16 protein-coding genes are annotated in these 23,129 nt (G+C 60.6%); 7 read left to right on the top strand and 9 right to left on the bottom strand.

Features of this window, described 5'->3' with window-relative positions; all coding sequences use genetic code 11:
* Positions 1 to 145 precede the first annotated feature (145 nt).
* Together glyA and CXQ82_RS27090 are read right to left on the bottom strand one after the other, a co-directional pair.
* On the bottom strand, positions 146 to 1,399 hold the full coding sequence (gene glyA, locus CXQ82_RS27095; protein WP_032884674.1) for a serine hydroxymethyltransferase: 1,254 nt from the start codon (positions 1,397 to 1,399) through the stop codon (positions 146 to 148).
* Positions 1,400 to 1,639: 240 nt separating this feature from the next.
* Positions 1,640 to 5,491, bottom strand: coding sequence for a bifunctional diguanylate cyclase/phosphodiesterase (locus CXQ82_RS27090; protein WP_101273082.1), 3,852 nt, complete (start codon positions 5,489 to 5,491; stop codon positions 1,640 to 1,642).
* 285 nt (positions 5,492 to 5,776) lie between these two features.
* Here CXQ82_RS27090 and ettA point away from each other — a divergent pair, with 285 nt between their 5' ends.
* Together ettA and gdhA are read left to right on the top strand one after the other, a co-directional pair.
* Positions 5,777 to 7,441, top strand: a complete 1,665-nt coding sequence (gene ettA / locus CXQ82_RS27085; protein ID WP_101273081.1) for an energy-dependent translational throttle protein EttA — start codon at positions 5,777 to 5,779, stop codon at positions 7,439 to 7,441.
* A gap of 348 nt (positions 7,442 to 7,789) precedes the next feature.
* Entirely contained in the window at positions 7,790 to 9,127 is a 1,338-nt protein-coding gene (gdhA, locus tag CXQ82_RS27080; protein ID WP_101273080.1) for an NADP-specific glutamate dehydrogenase, read from the top strand.
* Here gdhA and CXQ82_RS27075 read toward each other — a convergent pair.
* The 4 genes from CXQ82_RS27075 to CXQ82_RS27055 form a co-directional block, all read right to left on the bottom strand.
* Entirely contained in the window at positions 9,124 to 9,612 is a 489-nt protein-coding gene (locus CXQ82_RS27075) for a GreA/GreB family elongation factor (protein ID WP_101273079.1), read from the bottom strand. The genes gdhA and CXQ82_RS27075 overlap by 4 nt on opposite strands.
* Positions 9,613 to 9,682: 70 nt before the next feature.
* Complete coding sequence (locus tag CXQ82_RS27070) at positions 9,683 to 10,039, bottom strand: hypothetical protein (protein ID WP_101273078.1); 357 nt, start codon at positions 10,037 to 10,039, stop codon at positions 9,683 to 9,685.
* Between the two features lie 1,052 nt (positions 10,040 to 11,091).
* On the bottom strand, positions 11,092 to 12,945 hold the full coding sequence (locus CXQ82_RS27060; RefSeq protein WP_101273076.1) for a DUF4105 domain-containing protein: 1,854 nt from the start codon (positions 12,943 to 12,945) through the stop codon (positions 11,092 to 11,094).
* 92 nt (positions 12,946 to 13,037) lie between these two features.
* On the bottom strand, positions 13,038 to 13,529 hold the full coding sequence (locus CXQ82_RS27055; RefSeq protein ID WP_101273075.1) for a DUF3015 domain-containing protein: 492 nt from the start codon (positions 13,527 to 13,529) through the stop codon (positions 13,038 to 13,040).
* Between the two features lie 267 nt (positions 13,530 to 13,796).
* On the opposite strand from CXQ82_RS27055, the gene CXQ82_RS27050 reads away from it, so the two are divergent.
* Complete coding sequence (locus tag CXQ82_RS27050) at positions 13,797 to 16,235, top strand: Lon protease family protein (RefSeq protein WP_101273074.1); 2,439 nt, start codon at positions 13,797 to 13,799, stop codon at positions 16,233 to 16,235.
* A gap of 304 nt (positions 16,236 to 16,539) precedes the next feature.
* Positions 16,540 to 16,857: a hypothetical protein gene (locus CXQ82_RS27045; RefSeq protein ID WP_101273877.1), complete on the top strand. Its 318-nt coding sequence runs from the start codon at positions 16,540 to 16,542 to the stop codon at positions 16,855 to 16,857.
* Between the two features lie 6 nt (positions 16,858 to 16,863).
* Here CXQ82_RS27045 and CXQ82_RS27040 read toward each other — a convergent pair whose 3' ends face one another.
* The gene (locus tag CXQ82_RS27040; RefSeq protein ID WP_101273073.1) at positions 16,864 to 18,687 is read right to left on the bottom strand and encodes a hypothetical protein; all 1,824 of its coding nucleotides are present in this window, start codon (positions 18,685 to 18,687) and stop codon (positions 16,864 to 16,866) included.
* Between the two features lie 163 nt (positions 18,688 to 18,850).
* On the opposite strand from CXQ82_RS27040, the gene CXQ82_RS27035 reads away from it, so the two are divergent.
* Complete coding sequence (locus tag CXQ82_RS27035; RefSeq protein ID WP_016976786.1) at positions 18,851 to 19,339, top strand: TIGR00645 family protein; 489 nt, start codon at positions 18,851 to 18,853, stop codon at positions 19,337 to 19,339.
* A 15-nt stretch (positions 19,340 to 19,354) separates the two neighbouring features.
* On the opposite strand, the gene CXQ82_RS27030 is transcribed toward CXQ82_RS27035, so the two are convergent.
* Both CXQ82_RS27030 and CXQ82_RS27025 read right to left on the bottom strand, forming a co-directional pair.
* Positions 19,355 to 20,788 carry a glycosyltransferase family 39 protein gene (locus tag CXQ82_RS27030; protein ID WP_101273072.1) on the bottom strand — a complete coding sequence of 478 codons (1,434 nt, stop codon included), beginning with the start codon at positions 20,786 to 20,788 and terminating at the stop codon, positions 19,355 to 19,357.
* 112 nt (positions 20,789 to 20,900) lie between these two features.
* Positions 20,901 to 21,476, bottom strand: a complete 576-nt coding sequence (locus CXQ82_RS27025) for a hypothetical protein (protein WP_157832197.1) — start codon at positions 21,474 to 21,476, stop codon at positions 20,901 to 20,903.
* Between the two features lie 112 nt (positions 21,477 to 21,588).
* Between CXQ82_RS27025 and CXQ82_RS27020 the strand changes: the two genes are divergently transcribed.
* Positions 21,589 to 22,098: a sigma-70 family RNA polymerase sigma factor gene (locus CXQ82_RS27020; protein WP_101273070.1), complete on the top strand. Its 510-nt coding sequence runs from the start codon at positions 21,589 to 21,591 to the stop codon at positions 22,096 to 22,098.
* Entirely contained in the window at positions 22,095 to 23,063 is a 969-nt protein-coding gene (locus CXQ82_RS27015) for a DUF4880 domain-containing protein (protein WP_101273069.1), read from the top strand. Before CXQ82_RS27020 ends, CXQ82_RS27015 begins: the two co-directional genes overlap by 4 nt.
* The last annotated feature ends 66 nt before the right edge of the window (positions 23,064 to 23,129 follow it).

Below are 23,129 nucleotides of genomic sequence, written 5' to 3'. Positions count from 1 at the left end.
GATGAGAGTGTGTCAGTAGATAAATGTGTGACTGACACACTGCTATCGGGGGCAAGCCCCCTCCCACAATTAACCGCATTTCAAATGCCGACAGGCATAAAAAAGCCCGGCTCAAGAGCCGGGCTTTTCATTCAAGCAACTGCAATCAAGCGCCGTACACCGGCAGCTTCTTGCAGATGGCCTTGACCTTCTCACGGACCGCGTCGATCACGGCTTCGTTGTTCAGGTCAGCCAGGATGTCGCAGATCCAGCCGGCCAGTTCCTTGCACTCTGCTTCTTTAAAGCCACGAGTGGTCACAGCCGGGGTGCCGAAGCGCAGGCCGGAGGTGACGAACGGCGAACGTGGGTCGTTCGGCACGGAGTTTTTGTTCACGGTGATGAAGGCTTTGCCCAGGGCAGCGTCAGCATCTTTACCGGAAATGTCCTGCTTGATCAGCGACAGCAGGAACAGGTGGTTTTCAGTACCGCCGGACACCACGTCAAAGCCGCGTTCGATAAACACGCTGGCCATGGTCTGGGCGTTTTTCACCACTTGCTGCTGGTAAGTCTTGAACTCAGGCTGCAGGGCTTCCTTGAAGCAGATCGCTTTGGCGGCGATCACGTGCTCCAGCGGGCCACCTTGGGCGCCCGGGAATACGGCGGAGTTCAGCTTCTTCTCGATCTCGGCGTTGGCGCGAGCCAGGATCAGGCCGCCACGTGGACCGCGCAGGGTCTTGTGGGTGGTGGTGGTCACCACGTCAGCGAATGGCACCGGGTTCGGGTAGACGCCAGCTGCGACCAGACCGGCCACGTGAGCCATGTCCACGAACAGGTACGCACCGACTTTGTCGGCGATCTCGCGAAAGCGTGGGAAGTCCAGGATCTGCGAGTAGGCAGAGAAGCCCGCCACGATCATTTTTGGCTTGTGTTCAACCGCCAGGCGCTCGACTTCGTCGTAGTCGATCAGGCCGTTGGCATCGATACCGTATTGAACGGCGTTGTACAGCTTGCCGGAGGAAGAAACGCTGGCGCCGTGGGTCAGGTGACCGCCGTGGGCCAGGCTCATGCCCAGGATGGTGTCGCCGCCTTGCAGCAGGGCCAGGTACACGGCGCTGTTGGCTTGGGAACCGGCGTGTGGCTGGACGTTGGCGTAATCGGCGCCGAACAGTTCCTTGGCACGGTCGATGGCCAGTTGCTCAACCACGTCGACGTATTCGCAACCGCCGTAGTAGCGCTTGCCTGGGTAGCCTTCGGCGTACTTGTTGGTCAGGACCGAGCCTTGAGCCTCCATCACCGCAGGGCTGGTGTAGTTTTCCGAAGCGATCAGCTCGATGTGCTCTTCCTGGCGCACGGCTTCTTGCTCCATGGCGGCGAAGAGATCGGCGTCGTACTTGGCAATAGTCAAATCACGGCTGAACATGGCGGTCCTCAAGGATCGGGGGCAGAAAAGGAGGGCATTCTAACCCAATGGGTTTTAGATGGCATATGAAAGGACATCATGTCGCGGACAAGCGGGATTCACTTAGGGATGAGTGGTGCCTGTGAGGGCCCCTTCGCGAGCAAGCCCGCTCCCACACTTGACCGAGTTCCATCTTTGAAATGCGGTCGAATGTGGGAGCGGGCTTGCTCGCGAAGAGGCCAGGGGCCTCACTACACAGTCTCAATCGAACATGAACAGCGCATCATTACTGAACTGCGCCTCAAACCGATTCGCCGGCATCGGCCGCCCGAACAGGTAACCCTGCACCTCGTCGCAACCATGTTCGCGCAGGAAGTCCAGCTGCTCATGGGTTTCCACACCCTCGGCGATCACCGCCAGGTTCAGGCTATGGGCCATGGCGATGATCGCGCGGGCGATCTGCGCGTCCTGCTCACCGGACGGCAGGCCGTCGACGAACGTGCGGTCGATTTTCAGCACGTCGATGGGGAATTGCTTGAGGTAGTTGAGCGACGAATAGCCAGTGCCGAAGTCATCCACCGCAATGCTCAGGCCCAGGTTTTTCAGGCTGTCGAGGATATGCAAGGCCTCGTTGACTTCACGCATCAGGATACTTTCGGTCAGCTCCAGCTCCAGGCACGCCGGCGGCAGGCCGGTGTCTTCGAGGATGGTGGCAATGCGCGTACCCAACTGGCCGTCCGAGAACTGCCGCGCCGAGATGTTCACCGAGACTTTCGGCACACGCACCTTGTTCTGGTGCCAGGTCTTGAGCTGGCGGCAGGCCTCGCTGATCACCCAGTCGCCCACATCCACCACCAGGCCCAACTCTTCCAGCACCGGGATAAAGTCCCCCGGTGGCACCAGCCCGCGACGCGGATGGCGCCAGCGCAGCAGGGCTTCGGCGCCGGTCAGGCGTTTGCCGTCGCCGCTGAACTGCGGTTGGTAATAAAGCACGAATTCGTTCTGGTCCAAGGCGTGGCGCAGGTCGCTTTCCAGCTCCAGGCGTTCCAGGGCGCTGGCGTTCATGTCGGCCTGGTAGAACTGGAAGTTGTTCTTGCCGCGTTCCTTGGCGTGGTACATCGCCGTGTCGGCGTTTTTCATCAGCTGGCTCAGCTCGTTGCCGTCCTGGGGGCTGAGGGCGATGCCGATACTGGCGGTTACAAAGAACTCGCGGCCTTCCAGTACAAAGGGTTTCACCAGGCTGGCGAGGATCTGCTCGGCCACGTGGATCGCGCGGTTCAGCGCCATTTCGCGGCTGACCCGCGGTTGCAGGAGCAAGGTGAACTCGTCGCCACCCATGCGCGCCACGGTGTCGTCTTCGGCCACGCAGCCGAGCAGGCGGGTGGCCATTTCCTTGAGCATGCGGTCGCCGGCAGCGTGGCCCAGGGAGTCGTTGATCGGCTTGAAACGGTCAAGGTCGAGGAACATCAGCACCACCCACGACTTCTGCCGCTCGGCCGACTGCAGCGCCGTGTGCAGGCGGTCCTGGAACAGCGTGCGGTTGGGCAGGTGGGTCAGGGCGTCGTAGTACGCCAGGCGGTGGATGCGCTGTTCGCTGGCCTTGCGCTCACTGATATCGCTGAAGAAACACACATAGCTAGCCAGGTCGCCTTCATCGTCGAACACGGCGGTAATGCCGACCCAGGCCGGGTAATGCTCGCCGCTGCGGCGCTTGAGCCACACTTCGCCTTCCCAGGTGCTGTGCTGGTGCAGTTGCTTGAGCACGTAGCGCAGGTGGGCTTCCTGCTGTTCGTCAACGGTGAGCATGTTCGGCAACTGGTCGAGAACATCCGCCACCGCGTAGCCGCTGACCCGGCTGAACGCCTCGTTGGCCTGCACGATATAACCGGCGGGGTCGGTGATCAGGATCGCCGAGGTGGAGTGCTCGAATACCGTGGCGGCCATGCGCAGGTCTTTTTCGGCGCGGCGCTGCTGGCTGATATCACGGCCCACGCCGAGGATGCCCTCGAACGCGCCGTGTTCGTCCCACACCAGCACCAGGCGCAACTCGATCGGCACCTTGCGGCCATCGGCGCGCAGGCAGTCGAACAGGAACAGTTGGGTCTGCACTGCATCGCGCAGTTTGCTCAGCGCCTCGGCGTCGCCCAGCGCGCGACTGACCTGTTCCACCAGGCTGTAGATACCGGCCAGTTGTTGCGGGTTGGCGATGATCGACTGCCAGCCGTTCTTGAACACCCAGTCCACGTCGTAACCCAGCACGGCGCTCACCGACGGGCTGATGTAATTGAGCGCAAGCTGGCTGTCGGTGGAGCAGATTACGTCGCTGATGCTTTCGGCCAGCATGCGGTAGCGCTGTTCGCTGTCGCGCAGGGATTCGCTGGCTTCGATCTGGTCGGTGATGTCCTTGGCCACGCCGATGATGCGCGTGACTTGCGTGCTCTTGTCCCGGGCCAGGGCCTGCTCGCGGATATCAAAGCGCCGCCACTGGTTATTGCGATGACGGAAGCGCAGTTGGCATTGCAGTTGGGTGGTGTAGCCGACTTCCCGTTGCTGCTGGCGCAAGTCGTGATAATGCCCGGCGTCGTCGGGGTGCAGCAGGATTTCCCAGAAGTACTCGCCCATTTGCTGCAATTCGGCCTTGTTATAGCCGAGGGTGTGGCCCAGGTGGTGGTTGCTGAAAATCATGCGCTGGCTGATTACGTCCTGCACATACAGGTGGTCGGGCACAGTACGCACCACGTCCGACCAGAAACTCTCGCGTTCCACCAGCGACAGTTCGATCAGCTTGCGGCTGGTGATATCGCTGATACTGAGGATCACCGCTTTGAAATCGTCCTGTTGCTCCGGCAGGCGCATCACCAGCCACAGGTATTGTTCGTTGCCGGCCACGTCCTTGAGCTGGATTTCCAGCTCCAGCTGGTTTTGCTGGGTGAGCACGGCCTCGAGGATCTGGTAGCCGATGGAGGTCACGTTGCGCGGGCAGTCATCGATCAGGCGCTCCCAGGCTTCGTCGCAGGAACCCACGTTGAGCAGGCGCACCGCCACCTGGTTGACCTCGGTGATGCGCAGCTCCCTGAGCAGTTGCTGGCGTTCTTCGGGGTTATCCCGCAGCCAGGCCTGCAGTTGCTCGCGGGTTTGCAGGTGCGCCTTGTCGAAATGCGCATTGAGGCCGGACAGGTCGAGCACGCACAGGGCCACGCCGGTGCCTTCGAAAATATCCTGGTAGCGCCGGCGGCCTTCATGCACCTGGCGCTGGCGGCGGCGCATGTTCAGCAGCACGATCAGCGGGATCAGCGAAAACGCCAGGCCCAGCAGGCATTTGCCGATAAACGCCGGCAGCAGTTGCTCCAGCACGGCGGTGCGGTCGAACAGCCCACGCAACTGCCAGTCGCTTTTGCTCAGGGGCGTGACCAGTACACTTTTGTTCAGTTCGTCGGGGGTGAGCGCGCTTGCCCATTGCGCCGGCATGCCGCTGTCACGACTGATGACGCGGTGGTTGAGGCGGTTCTCGATGACCCACAGGGGGCGTTGGCCCTGGCTATCCTGGCGGGTGAGGCCGGTCAGGTAATTGGGCGTCAGGCGCAGCGCCCAATACACCCGTGAACCGCCGCTCGGCTGGTGCAGCAATAGATAGATAAGGGTGCCGTCGCTGTTGTTGCTCAGGTAGTACGACTGGGAATGGCTGCGCTGCACCAATTCTTCGAGCCAGGCGCTGTCCTGGCTGTCGCTGGCGCTGTCACTGATCATCGCACCGCTGGGGGCGAGCAGGGCGACGCTGCGCAACTCCGGCAGGGAGCGCTGTAGGGTGCGCATCAGGGCCTGTTGCTGTTCGGCGTCGCGCGGCGGTTCGACCATCGGTAGCAGGTTGAGGGCGATTTTTGCGCTCAGGGCCATGTTCAGGCTGATTTGTTCAGCCAGGTCGGCGCTGTAGTCGATGGTGTATTGCTGCTGGTTTTTCTGGTTTTGCTGCAACTGGTCGAGCAGTTGCCAGAACAATAATGCGAGCAGCATGAGGACAAGCGTCGCCAATGCGCCTTTAAAGGTGCCGTGCAGGGGCGCTCCCGGCGCTATGTGAGCGGCGCGCAGGGGAGTTGGCGGCGTGACTTTGGACAAGCTGTGATCCTGCGGTTTGGCTGGACTGGCGCGCGACGTGCACTATAAGCCGGACGCCCGAAGGGCGGCTAGCATGCCTTGACTTGTGGCAAAGTGCCAGCCCCGCCTGGCTGGACTGACCAAGCGCATTCAGGTAGCTTTGCCGGTTACGCGAGGGCGTTCCAGCCCCAGACACTCAGGCTTTTTTCGTACGCAGGCATTGATGACCATCAACGGCCCGCGCGGCGCATGGCCTGGCACGGGTTTCGCCCGCTTAATTCATCAGTCACTGACGCTAGGTTTACCATGGCTCAATACGTATTCACCATGCATCGGCTGGGAAAAGTTGTTCCGCCGAAGCGGGAAATCCTTAAAAACATTTCGCTGTCCTTCTTCCCCGGCGCCAAGATCGGCGTGCTCGGCCTCAACGGTTCGGGTAAGTCCACGCTGCTGAAAATCATGGCCGGCGTCGACACCGAGTTCGAAGGCGAAGCCCGTCCAATGCCCGAGCTGAACATCGGTTACCTGCCGCAAGAGCCGATCCTGGACCCGACCAAGACCGTGCGTGAAGTGGTCGAGGAAGCCGTCAGCGTGATCAAGAACGCCCAGGCGCGCCTGGACGAAGTCTACGCGGCCTACGCCGACGAAGACGCCGACTTCGACAAACTGGCCGCCGAACAGGCCAAGCTCGAAGCCATCCTGCAGGCCGGCGATGGTCACAACCTGGAGCGCCAGCTGGAAGTCGCCGCCGATGCGCTGCGCCTGCCGGCGTGGGATGCCAAGGTTGAATTCCTGTCCGGTGGTGAAAAGCGCCGTGTGGCCCTGTGCCGCCTGCTGCTGTCGGCCCCCGACATGCTGCTGCTCGACGAACCGACCAACCACTTGGACGCCGATTCCGTGGCCTGGCTGGAGCACTTCCTGCACGATTTCCCGGGCACCGTGGTTGCGATCACGCACGACCGCTACTTCCTGGATAACGTGGCTGGCTGGATTCTGGAACTCGACCGTGGAGCCGGTATCCCTTACGAGGGCAACTACTCCGGTTGGCTGGAAGCCAAGTCCGACCGTCTGGCGGCTGAATCCAAGCAGCAATCGGCCCACGAAAAAGCCATGAAGGAAGAACTGGAGTGGGTGCGCAAAGGCGCCAAGGCCCGCCAGTCCAAATCCAAGGCCCGTCTGCAACGCTTTGAAGAAATGCAATCGCAGGAATTCCAGAAGCGCAGCGAAACCAACGAGATCTACATCCCGGCCGGCCCGCGCCTGGGTGACAAGGTCATCGAATTCAAGAACGTTTCCAAAGGTTATGGCGACCGCGTGTTGATCGACAACCTGTCGTTCTCCATGCCAAAAGGCGCGATCGTCGGCGTTATCGGTGGTAACGGTGCCGGTAAGTCGACCCTGTTCCGCATGCTGATGGGCAAGGAAACGCCGGATTCAGGCACCATCGAAGTGGGCGAAACCGTGCAGTTGGCCTGTGTGGATCAGAGCCGCGAAGACCTGGACGGCAGCAAGACGGTATTCCAGCAAATCTCCGATGGCTCGGACCAGATCCGTATCGGCAACTATGAAATCCCGTCGCGCACCTATGTTGGCCGTTTCAACTTCAAGGGCGGCGACCAGCAGAAGTTCGTCAAGGACCTGTCCGGTGGTGAGCGCGGTCGCTTGCACCTGGCCCTGACCCTGAAAGAGGGCGGCAACGTGCTGCTGCTCGACGAACCGTCCAACGACCTCGACGTTGAAACCCTGCGTTCCCTGGAAGAAGCCCTGCTGGACTTCCCGGGCGCTGCCATTGTGATCTCTCACGATCGGTGGTTCCTTGACCGCGTGGCCACCCACATCCTGGCGTACGAAGACGACTCGCAAGCGGTGTTCTTCGAAGGCAACTACACCGAGTACGAAGCGGACCGTAAAAAGCGTTTGGGCGAAGCAGCTGCTCAGCCGCACCGTGTACGGCACAAAAAACTGGCCTGATTTGGGTTGGTTTAAACAAGCGGAGCCTTCGGGCTCCGCTTTTTTTTGCGTGTGTTTCAGGGAAACCGAGTTGGGCTCATTCGCGAGCAAGCCCGCTCCCACATTCGACTGCATTCCAAAGCTGGAACTCGATCAAATGTGGGAGCGGGCTTGCTCGCGAAAGCAGTTTAACTATTGGTGCATGATCTAAATTGAAATCCCTTTACTGGTGCGAAAACGCTTGGCTATTTATATCAAATGCACCATTTAAATTCACAAAGGCGACATTTTGCGCTTTTCAGGTGCAATCTGAATTGCTAAGGTCCGGCCCAATCTCATTTAAAAACAATCAATTTGCCGAGACTTTTCATGATCGAATCCGTCGAATCCTTCCTTGCCCGCCTGAAGAAACGCGACCCTGACCAGCCAGAATTCCACCAGGCTGTAGAAGAAGTCCTACGTAGCCTGTGGCCGTTTCTCGAAGCTAACCCGCATTATCTGACCTCGGGCATTTTGGAACGCATCTGCGAGCCGGAACGCGCGATTACCTTTCGGGTTTCGTGGGTGGATGATCATGGCAAGGTCCAGGTCAATCGCGGTTTCCGCATCCAGATGAACAGCGCCATCGGCCCGTACAAGGGCGGCCTGCGCTTCCACCCGTCGGTGAACCTGGGCGTGTTGAAGTTCCTCGCCTTCGAGCAAACCTTTAAGAACTCCCTGACCTCGCTGCCCATGGGCGGCGGCAAGGGCGGCTCGGACTTTGACCCCAAAGGTAAGAGCGACGCCGAAGTGATGCGCTTCTGCCAGTCGTTCATGAGCGAGCTGTACCGCCATATCGGCGCGGATGTGGACGTGCCGGCCGGTGACATTGGCGTGGGCGCTCGCGAAATCGGCTTCCTGTTTGGCCAGTACAAACGCCTGAGCAACCAATTCACCTCCGTGCTCACCGGCAAGGGCATGACCTATGGCGGCAGCCTGATCCGCCCGGAAGCCACCGGTTTCGGCTGCGTGTACTTCGCCGAAGAAATGCTCAAGCGCAACAGCCAGCGGGTTGAAGGCAAGCGCGTGGCGGTTTCCGGCTCCGGCAACGTGGCGCAATACGCGGCGCGCAAGGTGATGGACCTGGGCGGCAAGGTGATTTCCCTATCTGACTCCGAAGGTACCCTGTACGCCGAAAGCGGTTTGACCGAGGAGCAATGGTCGGCCCTGCTCGAGCTGAAAAACGTGCAACGCGGTCGCATCAGCGAATTGGCCGAGCGTTTCGGCCTGGAATTCTGCAAAGGCAAAACGCCTTGGGAACTGGCGTGCGACATCGCGCTGCCCTGCGCCACCCAGAACGAACTCGACGCCGCAGCCGCCCGCACCCTGCTGCGCAACGGCTGCATCTGTGTGGCCGAAGGCGCCAACATGCCGACCACGCTGGAGGCGGTGGATATCTTTATCGAGGCGGGCATTCTGTTCGCCCCGGGCAAGGCCTCCAACGCCGGCGGTGTAGCCGTGAGTGGCCTGGAAATGTCGCAGAACGCCATGCGCCTGCTGTGGAGCGCTGGCGAAGTGGACAGCAAACTGCACAACATCATGCAGTCGATCCACCATGCCTGCGTGCATTACGGCGAAGAAAACGGCCGTGTCAACTACGTGAAGGGCGCGAACATCGCAGGCTTCGTGAAAGTCGCCGACGCGATGCTGGCCCAAGGCATCGTCTAAACCTCGGGTTCGATGCGCAGCACTTCGATCAATTGATCGCCGACGGGGCGCTGCCACAGCACCTCGTCGCCAACCTGGGCGCCGAGCAATGCACGGCCCAAAGGTGAACCCCAATTGATCAGGCCCGCGCCGGCATCGGCCTGGTCTTCGCCGACCAACTGGATGCGCTGCTGCTCATCCTGCTCGTTGGCGAAGGTGACCCAGCTGCCGATCTGCACCTTGTCGGTGGAGGTGGCAGGCGGCACCACGTGCGCGCTTTGCACGCGCTGATTGAAATAGCGCAAATCCCGCTCAAGATCGGCTTGGCGCTGCTTGTCGCCCTTGGCGGATTCGACGCTGTATGCCTGCTGCAACTGCGCAACCTTGGCCTGCAACTGCGCCAAGCCTTGCGCAGTGAGGCGGTTGGGTTGCCCGCTGACCTGGCGTTCTACCGGCTGATCAGCCTGGGCAGCAGCATTGTCTTCATTTACAAAAGCACGGCTCATGACGTTCTCCCTCTATGGAGTTTGGGCCATGGTCGCCGCGCATTAGTTTCGATGGATGTCTGAAAGCGACCTATTGCGAGCGATAAGCCCGCGCGGCGTCGCGGTCCTTCTCCTGCTGCCAGGCGCGCTCGCGGTCGTCCCAGTGGTTATCCTTGTAGTCGCGCAACTCTTCGTTCTCACGCATGGCTTTGCACTGGCGAAAGCCGTCCTCCCAGCCTTCGGCGTAAGTCCGGTCCTTCAGATAGCGCGGCACATTCTTGCGAAACTCTCCGCTGATCACCCCTGCGGCCTGGCGGCCGCTGCTGCAGCCGTCGTCAAAACCATCGGCAAAGGCCGGTGGATAACCTTTGGCGAGTAAATCCTGATGGGTTGATTGGCAACCCGTCAGCCACACCATTGCACACAGCAATACCGCAGACCGCCACATGGCGTACTCCCTGGCCGTTTCACGGCTGATAGGGGGAAGTTTAGTTAGGGATTTGTCGGGGAGGTGTGAAAGCAAGGTGAGAAAGGTGTTGGACGTCTTGGATTTTGAGCAGCCAGCCCTGCATCTGCACCTGCACCTGCACCGGCATCTGCACCTGTATCTATATCTGTACCTGTACCTGTACCTGTGGCGAGCGGGCTTGCCCGCGTTGGGCTGCGTAGCAGCCCCAGAACCTTGCGCTGAGGAGTATCAGCCTCACCCGGTTGTTCTTTATTAGGGCTGCTGCGCAGCCCAACGGGAGCAAGCTCCCTCGCCACAGGTTTATCTTAAGGCTTGTTTCAATGTCCTATTTTAGAACGGCATGCTCGGCCAATTTGGAGCTCCTGATTGGATGGAGCAACGAATATACCCGAGCCAAATGTGGGAGCGGGCTTGCTCGCGAAGGCGGTGGTTCAGTCAGCCTGGCTGTTACTGATGCACCGCTATCGCGGGCAAGCCCCCTCCCACATTTGATCGGCGGTGGGCGCAGGATTGAGGCCTGGCACACATAAGTGTGGGAGCGGGCTTGCTCGCGAATGCGGTGGGTCAGTCAGCGTGGTTGTTACTGATGCATCGCCATCGGGGGCAAGCCCCCTCCCACATTTGATCGGCGGTGGGCGCAAGATTCAGGCCTGGCACATATAAGTGTGGGAGCGGGCTTGCTCGCGAATGCGGTGGGTCAGTCAGCCTGGCTGTTACTGATGCATCGCCATCGGGGGCAAGCCCCCTCCCACCTTTGATCGGCGGTGGGCATAGGATTCAGGCCAGGCACGCATAAGTGTGGGAGCTGGCTTGCCTGGGATGGCGGTGGGTCAGTCAGCCTGGCTGTTACTGATGCATCGCCATCGGGGGCAAGCCCCCTCCCACATTTGATCGGCGGTGGGCATAGGATTCAGGCCAGGCACACATAAGTGTGGGAGCGGGCTTGCTCGCGAATGCGGTGGGTCAGTCAGCCTGGCTGTTACTGATGCACCGCTATCGGGAGCAAGCCCTCTTCCACATGGGGTCGTCGATCAGTAGTGATACCACTTCACTTCGAGCATCACTTCATTCACTGGCGTGGAAAGGTGGCTGTATTCGCGTTGGGCACTCAGGCGCAGGCCGAGGTTGCGGGACAGTTCCCACTGCTGGTTCAGGCTGATGCTGCGGCGAACTTCGCCATTGGTGAAGAAGTCGCCCTTGGCTTCCAGGCTGAGGTTGCCCAGTGGGTTTTTCCACAGCACGCCGGTATTGAAGCCGGCCGCTGGGGAGATGGCTTCACTGAAGTCGTTGTTGTGCTCCACGCGCACGGTGCCGAGGGCGAAGCCGAGCATGTCGTCGCGCAGTTGCCAGGTGCCGCCGGCGCCGCCGTTGACGTGGGCCACCAAGGTTTCGTCGTCGTGTTTGCCGGGTACGCGCTCCAGGCCGCCGGTGACTTGCCATGACCAGGGCTGCAGCAGGGCGTTGCGCGGGGTCAGGGAGCGGATGGTGGCCAGGTCCAGTTGCTGCAGTTGCCAGTGGTTGCCTTCGTACTGGCGCAGTTTCATCTGCAGGATCTCGATCTGCGCGCCCAGCGGGAAGCCTTCGGCGTTGTCGTTAAGGTCATGGTAGGCCATGCGCAGCCCGTATTCGCCGAAGGCCTTGTCACCGCGGGTGCCGATGCCGGCTTGCCAGGTGCGTGATTCGTGGCCGTTTTCCGGCAGGCCAGGCGGGGTGATCTTCAGGTCGGGCGCCGGGTTCTGGTTGATCGCGCGCAGCAGTTCGAAGCTGCGCTGGGAGCGTGCAGTGTCGCGCTCCAGGCCATTGGCGCGGTAGCGGCCCAGGCGATAGGCGGCGTCGATGATCAGGGCCTGGCGCTCGCGGGGCAGGGCTTTGAAGGCGGGCTCCTGCAATTGTTTCTGGTCGTCGCTGACCTTCAACACCCATTCCTGCTCGTCGCCGTCCAGTGGCTTGGCGCGTTCCAGCAGCTCGCGCTCACGGGACGGGCGGTAGTCGATTTTTTCTACCAGGCCCGCGTCCTTCACGGCTTTGACCGTGTCGGTAGGGATGGCCGTGAGTGGAAACTGTTCGGTCAGGCGCAGGCCGGGGCGTGCGACTTGCAGCAGTTCCAGCAGGCGATAGGAGCAGTTTTCGTCGAAGAAGAAGTAGTCGAACTGGATCTGCTTGAGCTCCCAAACGTGCTCGACCATGCGTTTGGTCTCGACTTCGGTGAGGTTCAGGCGATATTCCCACAGGTCGCGGTTCTCAAGGCTACGGTATTCCGAGAGCTTTTCCTGGTAGGGCACCAGGGCGAACAGGCCGGGGTAGCCACCCATCAGGCCTTTCCAGGCATAGAGGATGCTGTTGTCCGAACCTTCGATATAGGCGCCGAAGTTGATCGCATAGCTGAGCAGCGCGGTGTTGTTGCTCTGTACGTCGGCCTGGTCGATGCGCAGCAGGGTGTGGCCGAACATCGACGATGGGCTGTTGAGGTAGGCCGCCGGGAAAATCATCACCGCGCTATGGGGCGCGACGTCCTTGAACCATTGGGTGAATTCCTTGCACTCCAGCGCGGGCAGGTCGGTCAGGTTCAACTGCGCCTTGAGCCAGCGGGTGCGTGCGGGGTAAACGCATTGGGCGTGTTTCTCACCCAGGCTGGCCGGAGCATACAGTGCTTCTACGGTGGCCTTGAGTTCGGCATCCGGATGGTGGGCGCCATCAGCTGCGAGGAAGAATTTTTTGTCGCTGACATAGCTGCGCCAGCCGCTGATCTTGCCGGCTTCGTAGTGGCCCAGGGATAACCAGAACGGGTCGTTGGCCAATTGCTGCAAACGTTGATCATCAAGATGCGGTGCCGCATACAGCGGGGCGCAAGCGAAGAGTGCCAGCCAGGCAAAGCGTTTGAGCATAGGGGCAACTTAAGTCGGTAAAAGTGAGACCCAAAGGGGAGGCGGGTCCAAAAATTAAAACCCGCGCCCCGAAAGGCGCGGGCGGATCGAGCTTAAGCCTGAGTGCTGGCGTATTTCGCCAGGCGGGCATCGCTTTTCAGTACAGCCAGGGTGTTGTTGTGCACGTCGTCAGCGGTCACGTCAGCTTTGCTGAAGATCTGCTGGAAGTGCTCGTGGGTCACGGCCGCGAAGTGCTCGCGATCTTCTGGCGCCACGCCCAGTACCACGGCGTAGGTGGTCAGCGCTTCGCCATTGCCCTTGGCCATGTCTTCGGACAGCTCGTTCATCATGCCATTCATGGCAATCCAGGACTTGCCGCCGTAGGTCAGCGCGCTGTTGGTGCTGCAACCGTTGGTGCCCGAGGTCATGCCGAAGGTGGCGTTACCCGAGGTGCCGTTGGTGGTGGAAGCCAGGAAGTGCGCTGGAGTACCGCGCTGGCCTTCGAACAACATGTTGCCCCAACCGCAGTTCGGGCCGCCTGGTGCTTCAGCCATTGCATTGAGGGAGACGACGGTGAAGAGAGTACCGAGAAGGATCCGTTTCATAGCTTTGTTCTCTTTGTGTGCAAACCAATGGACAAGGGTTCAGGCGCGTCGTAGCGCCCTAGGGGTCAGTTATTAGTCCAACCCGCGCAATTTGGAGTTTAGGCATGTTCCAAGGGTTCCGTGTGTTTTTATAAAACAATCAAACATGTCGAGATTTTTTTGCGGACGGTCTCGCGTGACTATGCTTTCCCTACGGCTCGCCTTGCCAGAGCGCGCAAGGGGGAGCCAGAATGCCGTCATCTGCCCCGCCTGATGTAAGGAAGCCCGATGCCTGATCCTGTTGCTGCCAGCTTGCGTCTAGCGCCCGAAGCGCTGACTCGCCCTTTCTCCGCTGAACAGTTCAGCTTCTCGACCACCAATGATTTGGAGCCCTTTCGCGGTGTGCTTGGCCAGGAACGTGCAGTTGAAGCCTTGCAGTTCGGTGTGGCCATGCCACGCCCCGGTTACAACGTGTTTGTCATGGGCGAGCCGGGTACCGGCCGCTTTTCGTTCGTCAAACGCTACCTGAAAGCCGAAGGCAAACGCCTGCAGACCCCGGCGGACTGGGTCTATGTGAATAATTTCGATGAGCCCCGCGAGCCCCGCGCCCTGGAATTGCCGGGCGGCGCAGCGGCGGCATTCATCGCCGATATCAATGGCCTGGTCGACAACCTGGTCGCGACGTTCCCGGCGGTGTTCGAACACCCCACCTACCAACAGCGCAAAAGCGCCATCGACCGCGCCTTCAACCAGCGTTACGACAAGGCGCTGGACGTGATCGAACGCCTGGCCTTGGAAAAGGACGTGGCGTTGTACCGCGACAGCACCAACATCGCCTTCACCCCCATGCTCGACGGCAAGGCATTGGATGAAGCCGAGTTTTCGCAGTTGCCGGAAGCCGACCGCGAGCGTTTCCACACGGATATTTCCGAGCTGGAAGAACGCCTCAACGAAGAACTCGCCAGCCTGCCGCAGTGGAAGCGTGAGTCGAACAACCAACTGCGCCAGTTCAACGAAGAAACCATCACCCTTGCCCTTCAGCCGTTGCTCGCGCCGCTGTCGGAAAAGTATGCGGAAAACGCCGCCGTCTGCGGTTACCTGCAAGCCATGCAGGTTTACCTGCTGAAAACCGTGGTCGAGCAATTGGTGGACGACGCGAAGACCGACGCCCAGGCCCGCAAGCTGCTCGAAGAACAGTATTGCCCGAGCCTGGTGGTGGGCCATCCGGTCAACGGCGGCGCGCCGGTGGTATTTGAGCCGCATCCGACCTACGACAACCTGTTCGGTCGCATCGAATACAGCACCGACCAGGGCGCGCTCTACACCACCTATCGCCAACTGCGCCCCGGAGCCTTGCACCGCGCCAATGGCGGCTTCCTGATTCTGGAAGCCGAAAAAATGCTCAGCGAGCCGTTTGTCTGGGACGCCCTCAAGCGCTCCCTGCAGTCGCGTAAGTTGAAGATGGAATCACCGTTGGGCGAATTGGGCCGCCTGGCCACCGTGACCCTCAACCCGCAGATGATTCCGTTGCAGGTCAAGGTGATCATCATCGGTTCGCGCCAGCTGTACTACGCGTTGCAGGATGCCGATCCGGACTTCCAGGAGATGTTCCGCGTCCTGGTGGATTTCGACGAAGACATCCCGATGGTCGACGAAAGCCTGGAGCAGTTCGCGCAGTTGCTCAAAACCCGCACCTCGGAAGAAGGCATGGCGCCGCTGACCTCGGACGCGGTGGCGCGCTTGGCCACCTACAGCGCCCGCCTGGCGGAACACCAGGGGCGTTTGTCGGCGCGAATCGGCGATCTGTTTCAGCTGGTCAGCGAGGCGGACTTTATCCGCCACCTGGCCGGCGATGAGATGACCGACGCCGGCCACATCGAACGCGCGCTCAAGGCCAAGGCCACCCGCACTGGCCGCGTGTCGGCGCGGATTCTTGACGACATGCTCGCCGGGGTGATCCTGATCGACACCGCCGGTGCGGCGGTGGGCAAGTGCAACGGGCTCACGGTGCTGGAAGTCGGCGACTCGGCGTTTGGTGTGCCGGCACGCATTTCCGCCACGGTGTACCCGGGCGGCAGCGGCATTGTCGACATCGAACGCGAAGTAAACCTGGGCCAGCCGATTCACTCCAAGGGCGTGATGATCCTCACCGGTTACCTGGGCAGCCGCTATGCCCAGGAATTCCCGCTGGCGATCTCGGCAAGCATTGCGCTGGAGCAATCCTACGGCTACGTGGATGGCGACAGCGCCTCCCTGGGCGAGGCGTGCACGTTGATCTCGGCGTTGTCGAAAACGCCACTCAAGCAGTGCTTTGCCATCACCGGTTCGATCAACCAGTTTGGTGAAGTGCAGGCGGTGGGCGGGGTCAACGAGAAGATCGAAGGCTTCTTCCGCCTCTGTGAAGCACGCGGTTTGACTGGCGAGCAGGGCGCGATCATTCCCCAGGCTAACGTCGCAACCTTGATGCTCGACGAGAAGGTGCTGCAAGCCGTGCGCGCCGGGCAGTTCCACATCTATGCGGTGCGCCAGGCGGATGAGGCGCTGAGCCTGTTGGTGGGCGAGGATGCCGGTGAGCCGGACGCCGAGGGGCAGTTCCCGGAAGGCACGGTGAACGCGCGGGTGGTCGAGCGCTTGCGCGCGATTGCCGAGATGATCAGCGAGGAGGATCTCAAGGAAGCCGAGAAGGAGTTGGCGCAACAAGCGTTGGCCGAAGCCAAACCTACCTGATGCGTTTTATGTGGGAGCGGGCTTGCTCGCGAAGGCGATGGGTCTGTCAGTCAATGGGTGTCTGACAGACTGCATTCGCGAGCAAGCCCGCTCCCACATTGGATCAGTGTTGTATTTGTGAGTGCGATAAGTTCGCCACAAAATTGACTCCCTCGCTGGGGGCCAACACCGTTGGTCCCTACAACCTTGGTTTGTCGGGTTTTTCTTCTATTCTCTGCTCAAGGGATATCCACAGGAGTCGCTGGATAGAGACAGTCTTGCCCTATGAGTGAGGCTGAACGCCGATCTACCGAGGGTCGCCGCCATGCCGCGCAACCTTTGCCTTACCCGCCAGTGCTTTGGCCTGGTCACCCGTATCGAATGCTCCATTCGCCCTCTCGCGGGGGATAACGGGATGTGGACGTTGTTGTTTGCCGCCGGAATGTCAGGCGAGCAGCCTTCCACCATCAAGTCTCAGGGGCCGTTTCCAGGGCCCGTCGCAGCAGAAAACATCCTCGGGTCCATCGTCGACAGCTTGACGCTGCACGGCTATGAGCAACTGGATGACCCGCAGATCTGGTGCCTGCACATGCAGGCCCATCTGCGCCAGCTCAATGGCCACCATGAGCCATTGGCGCTGTAGGCACGCTCATTTGCTTTCGGGCTTGTCGAGCTTGACCTCGAAACCGTATTGCACGGTGCTCAGGTCGGTGCGCTGGTAGCTTTCCAGTGCCGTTGGCTGGCCGTAGAAATAGTGCACGTCAAACAACGCCGTGCCGTATTCCTCGGCGCGGTGGCTTACGCCAAGGATTTCCTTGAGGTAATTGCCGCTGGCATCCTTGGCGTAGAAGCGCCAGCTGTCGGCGGGGAATTCCTGCTGGTCGACGATCAGCGCGTTGCCTTTGAGGGTCAAGCCCTTGGGCAGCTTGGCCGCGTCAATCTCGCCTTTGTCGATAGTGGCCAGGAACAGCGGAATCGAGCCCACCACATACGCCGGGTTTTCTGGGAACAGGTTGAGGTCGTAGGTGAGCGTGCCGCGCGCCGGGTTGAGTTCAAAGGCTTCGCTGGGCAATTCAATGGGCTCGCCGCGCTGACCTTTGTCGTCGGCGGTGAAGAAGGTCACGGGCGATTCACTGCTGTTGCGCTCGTTGCCGACCAGGTCGTCATTGAAGGTATATGGGTGGTCGAACGCAACGTGCGCGGCGCTGGCGTCTTCGACGGACTGGCTGATAGTCACACTGTTTTTCAGTTGCTCCTCGGTCATCGTCGCGTCTTTGAGCCAGCCGGCGGCGCTGTCGTCATACACGGTGACCGGCATCGGCAAGGCTTGCACGGTCTTTTCCAGGCTGTTCTTGTCGAAGCGCAGCACCGGCAGGTCGAGGTCCTTACGGGTGACCGTGGCCGTGGAGAAATCCAGCACGTTGATCTGCAGGTTGTCGATCAGGCCATTGAAATAGACCTTGGCGTAATGGCTGCTTTGCTTGTGTTCGAAGGCTTTCTGCTCATCGGTCAGGCGTTTTTCAAAGGCGTCCGACCAGGCTGTCTGCTTCTGCATTTCGGCCAGTTGCTGCTCATAAAACTCCACCTGCGCGGTGCTTTCGTTGATCGAGCCTGAGCGTGTAAGAAATTGCCCGGTGCTGTCCCGCGCCTGCACGAGCAAGGGGTTGGGCGATTCGTCGCCGACTTGCGGGGCCAGCGGCTGGCTGTTGGTCAGTTCGATTTCGGCGTAGTTCTTTTCCAGCAGCAACAGGTTGACGGTGATGTTGCCTTCGGTGCGCTTGTGGCCCACATCCTTTTTCGACAGGTCGAATGCCAGCACCTTGCCCGGCGCGATCACTTCCACCGCGCCCTTGAGGCTCACGGGCTGCGGCTGGCTTTTGTTTTCGGTCTCGATGCCGTCGATGAACGGGTAGGTCACCGTCAGGTCATCCGGGTTGGTCAGGTTGGAGCTGCTGGGGCTGAGCTGGATGCCGGGGTCGGTCTCTGACCATTCCGGCTGAAATGGCACGACCTTGTTGTTGCTCAAGGTTACGGACTGCCATTCCAGGGCATGGGGGAAGGGGAACTGCTCCGGCACATTGAAATTGAACGGGAACACCGGCTGCAGATCCGTCAGGTAGTCAGAGTGCGAGGCCCTGCGCAGCACGAACAGGCCATTGATGTAGGTGTCCACCAGCGCCTGGGGCGTGGGGTAGTGCTTGAGCAGGGCCAGGCTGTCCTCGCCGTATTCGGCCTCGATGGGCTTGGTGGCCAGCTTGACCCGCGCGCGCTCGAGCAACAGCAGCGAGCCGCCGAGGTCGGCGATGGCGTCGCGCAGCTTGGGGTCCTGGATACTGTCGAGGGACTGTTCGAACTTGGCGGTTTTCTCTTCGAGGCTGGTCTGTTTCTGCTCATCGCTTGGGGAACAGCCGCCGGCCAGCAGCAATGCCGCGCACAGGCCAATGCTGGCCAAAGGGGATCGCACATCCATCATCTGAGTTTTTCCTGTCCGACGTCATCGAGCCGAGTTAATGGGCTCGACACTAGCAGAAAAATTCTCTTACAGATGCCGCACAGGTCAGTTTTCTCGCGGTTACAGGTGGTTGGTGGCGGCTGGTATACTCGCCGCCATTTCTAGCCAAGCTGTGTGAGAACCAATGGAACGCTTTATCGAAAATGCTATGTACGCCTCGCGCTGGCTGCTGGCGCCGATCTATTTCGGCTTGTCCCTGGGGTTGCTGGCGCTGGCGCTGAAATTCTTCCAGGAAGTGATTCATCTGCTGCCTAGCGTGTTCTCGATGGCGGAGTCCGAGCTGATCCTGGTGCTGCTGTCGTTGATCGACATGGCCCTGGTCGGCGGCTTGCTGGTGATGGTGATGATTTCCGGCTACGAGAACTTTGTCTCGCAGCTGGATATCGATGAGAGCAAAGAAAAGCTCAACTGGCTGGGCACCATGGATTCTTCATCGCTGAAGATGAAAGTGGCGGCCTCCATCGTGGCGATCTCCTCCATCCACCTGCTGCGCATCTTCATGGACGCCAAGAACGTCGATCCGCAGCATTTGATGTGGTACGTGATCATCCACATGACCTTCGTGATCTCGGCCTTTGCCATGGGTTACCTGGACAAAGTCACCAAGCACTGATGTGCCACGCCAGCCTTACTGCTCGATGAAGTAGTAGGGTTGGCGGCCGATTTTCATCTCCTTGATCACGTTTACCTTCTCACTCAGCTGTTTGGTGCTGTCCAGCAACGCAATGTTGCCGGGCTTGGCGCTGAGAAAACTGTGCAACTGGGCTTCGGTTTGCAGGATCGGCAGGTAGGCCTGCAGATAGAACACACTGGCCCCGGCAATGCGCTCGTTGGGCTGGAACAGCGCCACGTCCTTGCCTTCGGTCTGGAAGGCCTTGGCCTGGCTGATCACCGGCACGAACGACTCGCGCTTGTCGGCCTTGGGCGCAAACCAGAATGCGGCCGTCAGGTAACTGAGTATGGCCACGGTGAACGCGCCCACGATCACGCCTCGATGGTGGCGATACAGCGCCGGTTTGTGCGTTTTCAACCACGCCAGCAACACCCCCGCGTATTCGGCCGCGAGCACGGCGGCGGCGGGGGTGAGGGCCATCAGGTACACGGTGCGCTTGCTGGATGCCAAGGTCAGCAGGGTGAACTGCGCCACCAGCCACACGCTGAAAAACAAACGGTAGCGGTTTTGCACCAGGCTTTTGCGGAAATGCCACAGGCCCAGGTACACCAAGATATTCCAGGGCAGGAACGCCTCGGGCAGCTTGGCGATGTAGTAGTAGAGGGGTTCGTAGTGCCCAGCTTCAACAAACGAGCCGCTAAACCGCCCGACGCTGTTGGTCCACAGCACTTCGGCCACCGCCTGCATGCCGCCGCGCTGGTACAGGAAACCCAGCCAGATCAGCAGCGGCACCAACGCCAACAAGGTGAAGAGTGCCGGCTTGAGCCAGTCGCCGATGCGCAAGCGTTTGTCGATCAGGCTGGTGCTGGCCAGGTACACAAAGATCACAACGCCCGGCATCGCCAGGCCCAGCACGCCTTTACTCAGGGTGGCGATCACCATGCCGAGGGTAAACAGTGCCCATGCCCACGTGCTGGGCCCTTCGCGGTCGGGCCTTACCGCCTGGTAGAACGCCAGTAGCGCGGTGGTCACGCCGAGGCTGAGCAGTGAATCTTCACCCACGCCGCGCACATTGCCCCAGTAACTGGCCATGGTCGCCAGAATCAGCGCGGCGCAGAACGCCAGCGTCTTCGGCCGCCCGAAGGTGCGCAGCATCGCGTAAAACAACATCACGCTGAACAGCCCGGCAAATGCCGAAGCCAGGCGCACGGCCCAGGTCGTGCCGCCAAACAGGCGAATCGCACCGGCATCCAGCCATAGGCTCAGGGGTGGTTTTTCCAGGAAGGGCTCACGAAACAGCTGCGGCACCACCCAGTTGTTATCCAGGTGCATGGCCATGGCGATCCCGGCCACGCGGGCTTCGGTGGAGCCTTGTAGCTGATGGCTGCCGAGGGCAAAAAAGAACAGCAAACAGGCGAGAAGGAACAGCAGAGGGGCGGGGCGCGTCATGGGTTCTGGCTACCGAAGCAGGAGGGCCGCTCGGGGGAGCGGCCATGGCATTCGGCTAGTATCTATCGGCGTTTCTGAACGTTTCGTGAACAGATGGGGAAATCTGCGGGCTTCACTGGCGCAACGCGTTGATCACCACAATGCCCAACGGCCCGCTGCGCTTTTCCACCTGCACCCAACCGCGATCACCCCGGCTGCCGGCATGGCAGATTTTGATCTTTTTGTTCACTTCTGCATCGAATACCTGGATGCCAGAACAACTACGGCTGCCTCCCGCGACGTATTCGTAGGCGGTGATGTAGCTGCTGAATGTGGTGCTGGTAAGCATGATGAGCGTTGCCAGCAGGGCGGCCATCACCATGGCACTCGCGATGAGCGCACCGAGAAACACTTTCACTCGATCCAGCAGTTTTTTGCGCAGGAACTCGGCGTTCTTGCTTCGCCACTGGTGCAGCATCCAGCCAATCGCCAGTATCGGCGCGGCGATCAGGCAGGTCTTTTCCGCTACCGGTTTGAAGTGCACAGACGGCCAGAGAATAAACATCCAGGCCAGGATCAGCGCCGTGAACAGCAGCAGGCCAATAGCTACCGGTATTAAGTAGGCATACGAGTTTCGCTTCACTGCAACATCGTCCTTGTATTCCAAACTGCCGCCCGCGGTTTTTAGCGCCGGGGGCGTTGCGTCCATTTAGCGGCATATTTTGCCCTGTCGACGCGAAGAAAAGAAACGCCTAACCCGTGTCTAATGAGAAGTATTACCATGTGCGACTTATTCAAGTCTTCCGTCGGATATCGCACCCATGGCTTCATCCTCGACAACCCATCAGGTGGTGGGCGAACTCTATGCCCAGCATCACAGCTGGGTGGTGCAGTTACTGCGGCGCAAGCTGGGCGGGCAAGAGCAGGCCGTGGACCTGGCGCAGGACACCTTCCTGCGTATTTTGAGCAGCGGCACCGTGCCGGTTTTTCGCGAGCCTCGCGCCTACCTCACCACCGTCGCCAGCCGCTTGTGCGGGCAGTATTTTCGCCGCCAGGCCCTGGAGCGGGCGTATGAACAGTCGCTGGCGATCCTGGAGCCGGAACACATGCCGTCGCCGGAAACCCGCTTGCTGGTACTCGAAGCGCTGGACGCAGTAGGGCAGGTGCTGGACGGGTTGGGTAGCAAGGTGCGGGAGATATTCCTGCTGTCGCAACTCGATGGCCTGACTTATCCACAGATCGCCGCGCGCATGGACCTCAGCGTGAATGTGGTGCAAAAAGCCATGCTCAAGGCCTATCGCCATTGCTACCTGGCGGTGTACGCGCCATGAATCGCTTCAAGGTCGCCAACGATCAGCCCCTGGACGAAAGCGTGCTGGACCAGGCCTTGAACTGGATGGTGGCCCTGCAGTCGGGCACCAGCAGTGCCGCCGAGCAGCAGGCTTGCCAGCACTGGCGCAACGAGAACCCCCAGCACGAATTGGCCTGGCAGCGTTTGGCCGGGCTGAGCCGCGACATGCGCCTCAACACCCACGTGCTCACGGCACCCGGCGCGCGACAATTGCTGCAGGCGCGCAGTGCCGTTTCGCGACGCACCTTGCTCAAGGGCTTTGCCGGCCTGAGTGTGGCCACGGCCCTTGGCTTGAGTGTGCGCGAGCGGGTGTTGCTGCCGGAGTTGTTCAGCGATTACCACACCGCCACCGGGGAGCGGCGCCATGTACGGCTGGCCGAGGGTGGTGAATTGCAGCTGGATACCCGTACCGCGGTGGATGTCGAGGGCGCGCGCCTGGCGCTCAACCTGGGCAGGCTGTTGCTGGCCAACGGTGCCAGCGACACCCGGGCGGTCAGGACCGCCAATGGTTGGATACGGCCAGCCGCGCTGTCGCGGTTGATCATCAGCCACGGGCTGCCACGCCAGCAGGGGACGCAGGTGCAAATGCTCTCCGGCAGCGCACTGGTTGAGCCGTTGCACGGCCCCCGCACGCACGTGGACGCCGGCCAGCAACTGAGCTTCAAAAGCCTGCTGAGCGGGCAGCCGACCCGCGTGCCACCCGCCGCCGAAGCTTGGACCCAGGGCCTGTTGATCGCCGAGCGCATGCCACTGGGCGAGGTGCTTGACCAACTCGATCGCTACCGACGCGGGCTGCTGCGCTGCGACCCGGCTGTGGCGGGCTTGCAGGTATCGGGTTCGTTCTCGCTGGACCAACCGGAGGCCAGTCTTGACCTGCTGGCCAAGGTACTCCCGGTGCGCGTGCAACGGGTGTGGGGTTACTTGGCCACCGTCGTGCCGGCTTAGTTTTGATTATTTTTTACGCTGGCCGGCAGTATTTCCGTTCTCGAGCATCAAGACAGGTAAGACGCT

It is taken from the genome of Pseudomonas sp. S09G 359, from assembly GCF_002843605.1.
In the GTDB taxonomy this organism is placed as follows: Bacteria; Pseudomonadota; Gammaproteobacteria; order Pseudomonadales; family Pseudomonadaceae; genus Aquipseudomonas.
This window is presented reverse-complemented; position numbering and strand designations above follow the sequence as displayed.

Coding starts and splice junctions, on each gene's coding strand:
- CXQ82_RS27015 (WP_101273069.1), top strand. CDS start 22,095: ATGAATCGCTTCAAGGTCGCCAACGATCAGCCCCTGGACGAAAGCGTG.
- glyA (WP_032884674.1), bottom strand. CDS start 1,399: ATGTTCAGCCGTGATTTGACTATTGCCAAGTACGACGCCGATCTCTTC.
- CXQ82_RS27075 (WP_101273079.1), bottom strand. CDS start 9,612: ATGAGCCGTGCTTTTGTAAATGAAGACAATGCTGCTGCCCAGGCTGAT.
- CXQ82_RS27055 (WP_101273075.1), bottom strand. CDS start 13,529: ATGAAACGGATCCTTCTCGGTACTCTCTTCACCGTCGTCTCCCTCAAT.
- gdhA (WP_101273080.1), top strand. CDS start 7,790: ATGATCGAATCCGTCGAATCCTTCCTTGCCCGCCTGAAGAAACGCGAC.
- CXQ82_RS27030 (WP_101273072.1), bottom strand. CDS start 20,788: ATGACGCGCCCCGCCCCTCTGCTGTTCCTTCTCGCCTGTTTGCTGTTC.
- CXQ82_RS27070 (WP_101273078.1), bottom strand. CDS start 10,039: ATGTGGCGGTCTGCGGTATTGCTGTGTGCAATGGTGTGGCTGACGGGT.
- CXQ82_RS27060 (WP_101273076.1), bottom strand. CDS start 12,945: ATGCTCAAACGCTTTGCCTGGCTGGCACTCTTCGCTTGCGCCCCGCTG.
- CXQ82_RS27025 (WP_157832197.1), bottom strand. CDS start 21,476: ATGGACGCAACGCCCCCGGCGCTAAAAACCGCGGGCGGCAGTTTGGAA.
- CXQ82_RS27040 (WP_101273073.1), bottom strand. CDS start 18,687: ATGATGGATGTGCGATCCCCTTTGGCCAGCATTGGCCTGTGCGCGGCA.
- ettA (WP_101273081.1), top strand. CDS start 5,777: ATGGCTCAATACGTATTCACCATGCATCGGCTGGGAAAAGTTGTTCCG.
- CXQ82_RS27050 (WP_101273074.1), top strand. CDS start 13,797: ATGCCTGATCCTGTTGCTGCCAGCTTGCGTCTAGCGCCCGAAGCGCTG.
- CXQ82_RS27020 (WP_101273070.1), top strand. CDS start 21,589: ATGGCTTCATCCTCGACAACCCATCAGGTGGTGGGCGAACTCTATGCC.
- CXQ82_RS27045 (WP_101273877.1), top strand. CDS start 16,540: ATGCCGCGCAACCTTTGCCTTACCCGCCAGTGCTTTGGCCTGGTCACC.
- CXQ82_RS27035 (WP_016976786.1), top strand. CDS start 18,851: ATGGAACGCTTTATCGAAAATGCTATGTACGCCTCGCGCTGGCTGCTG.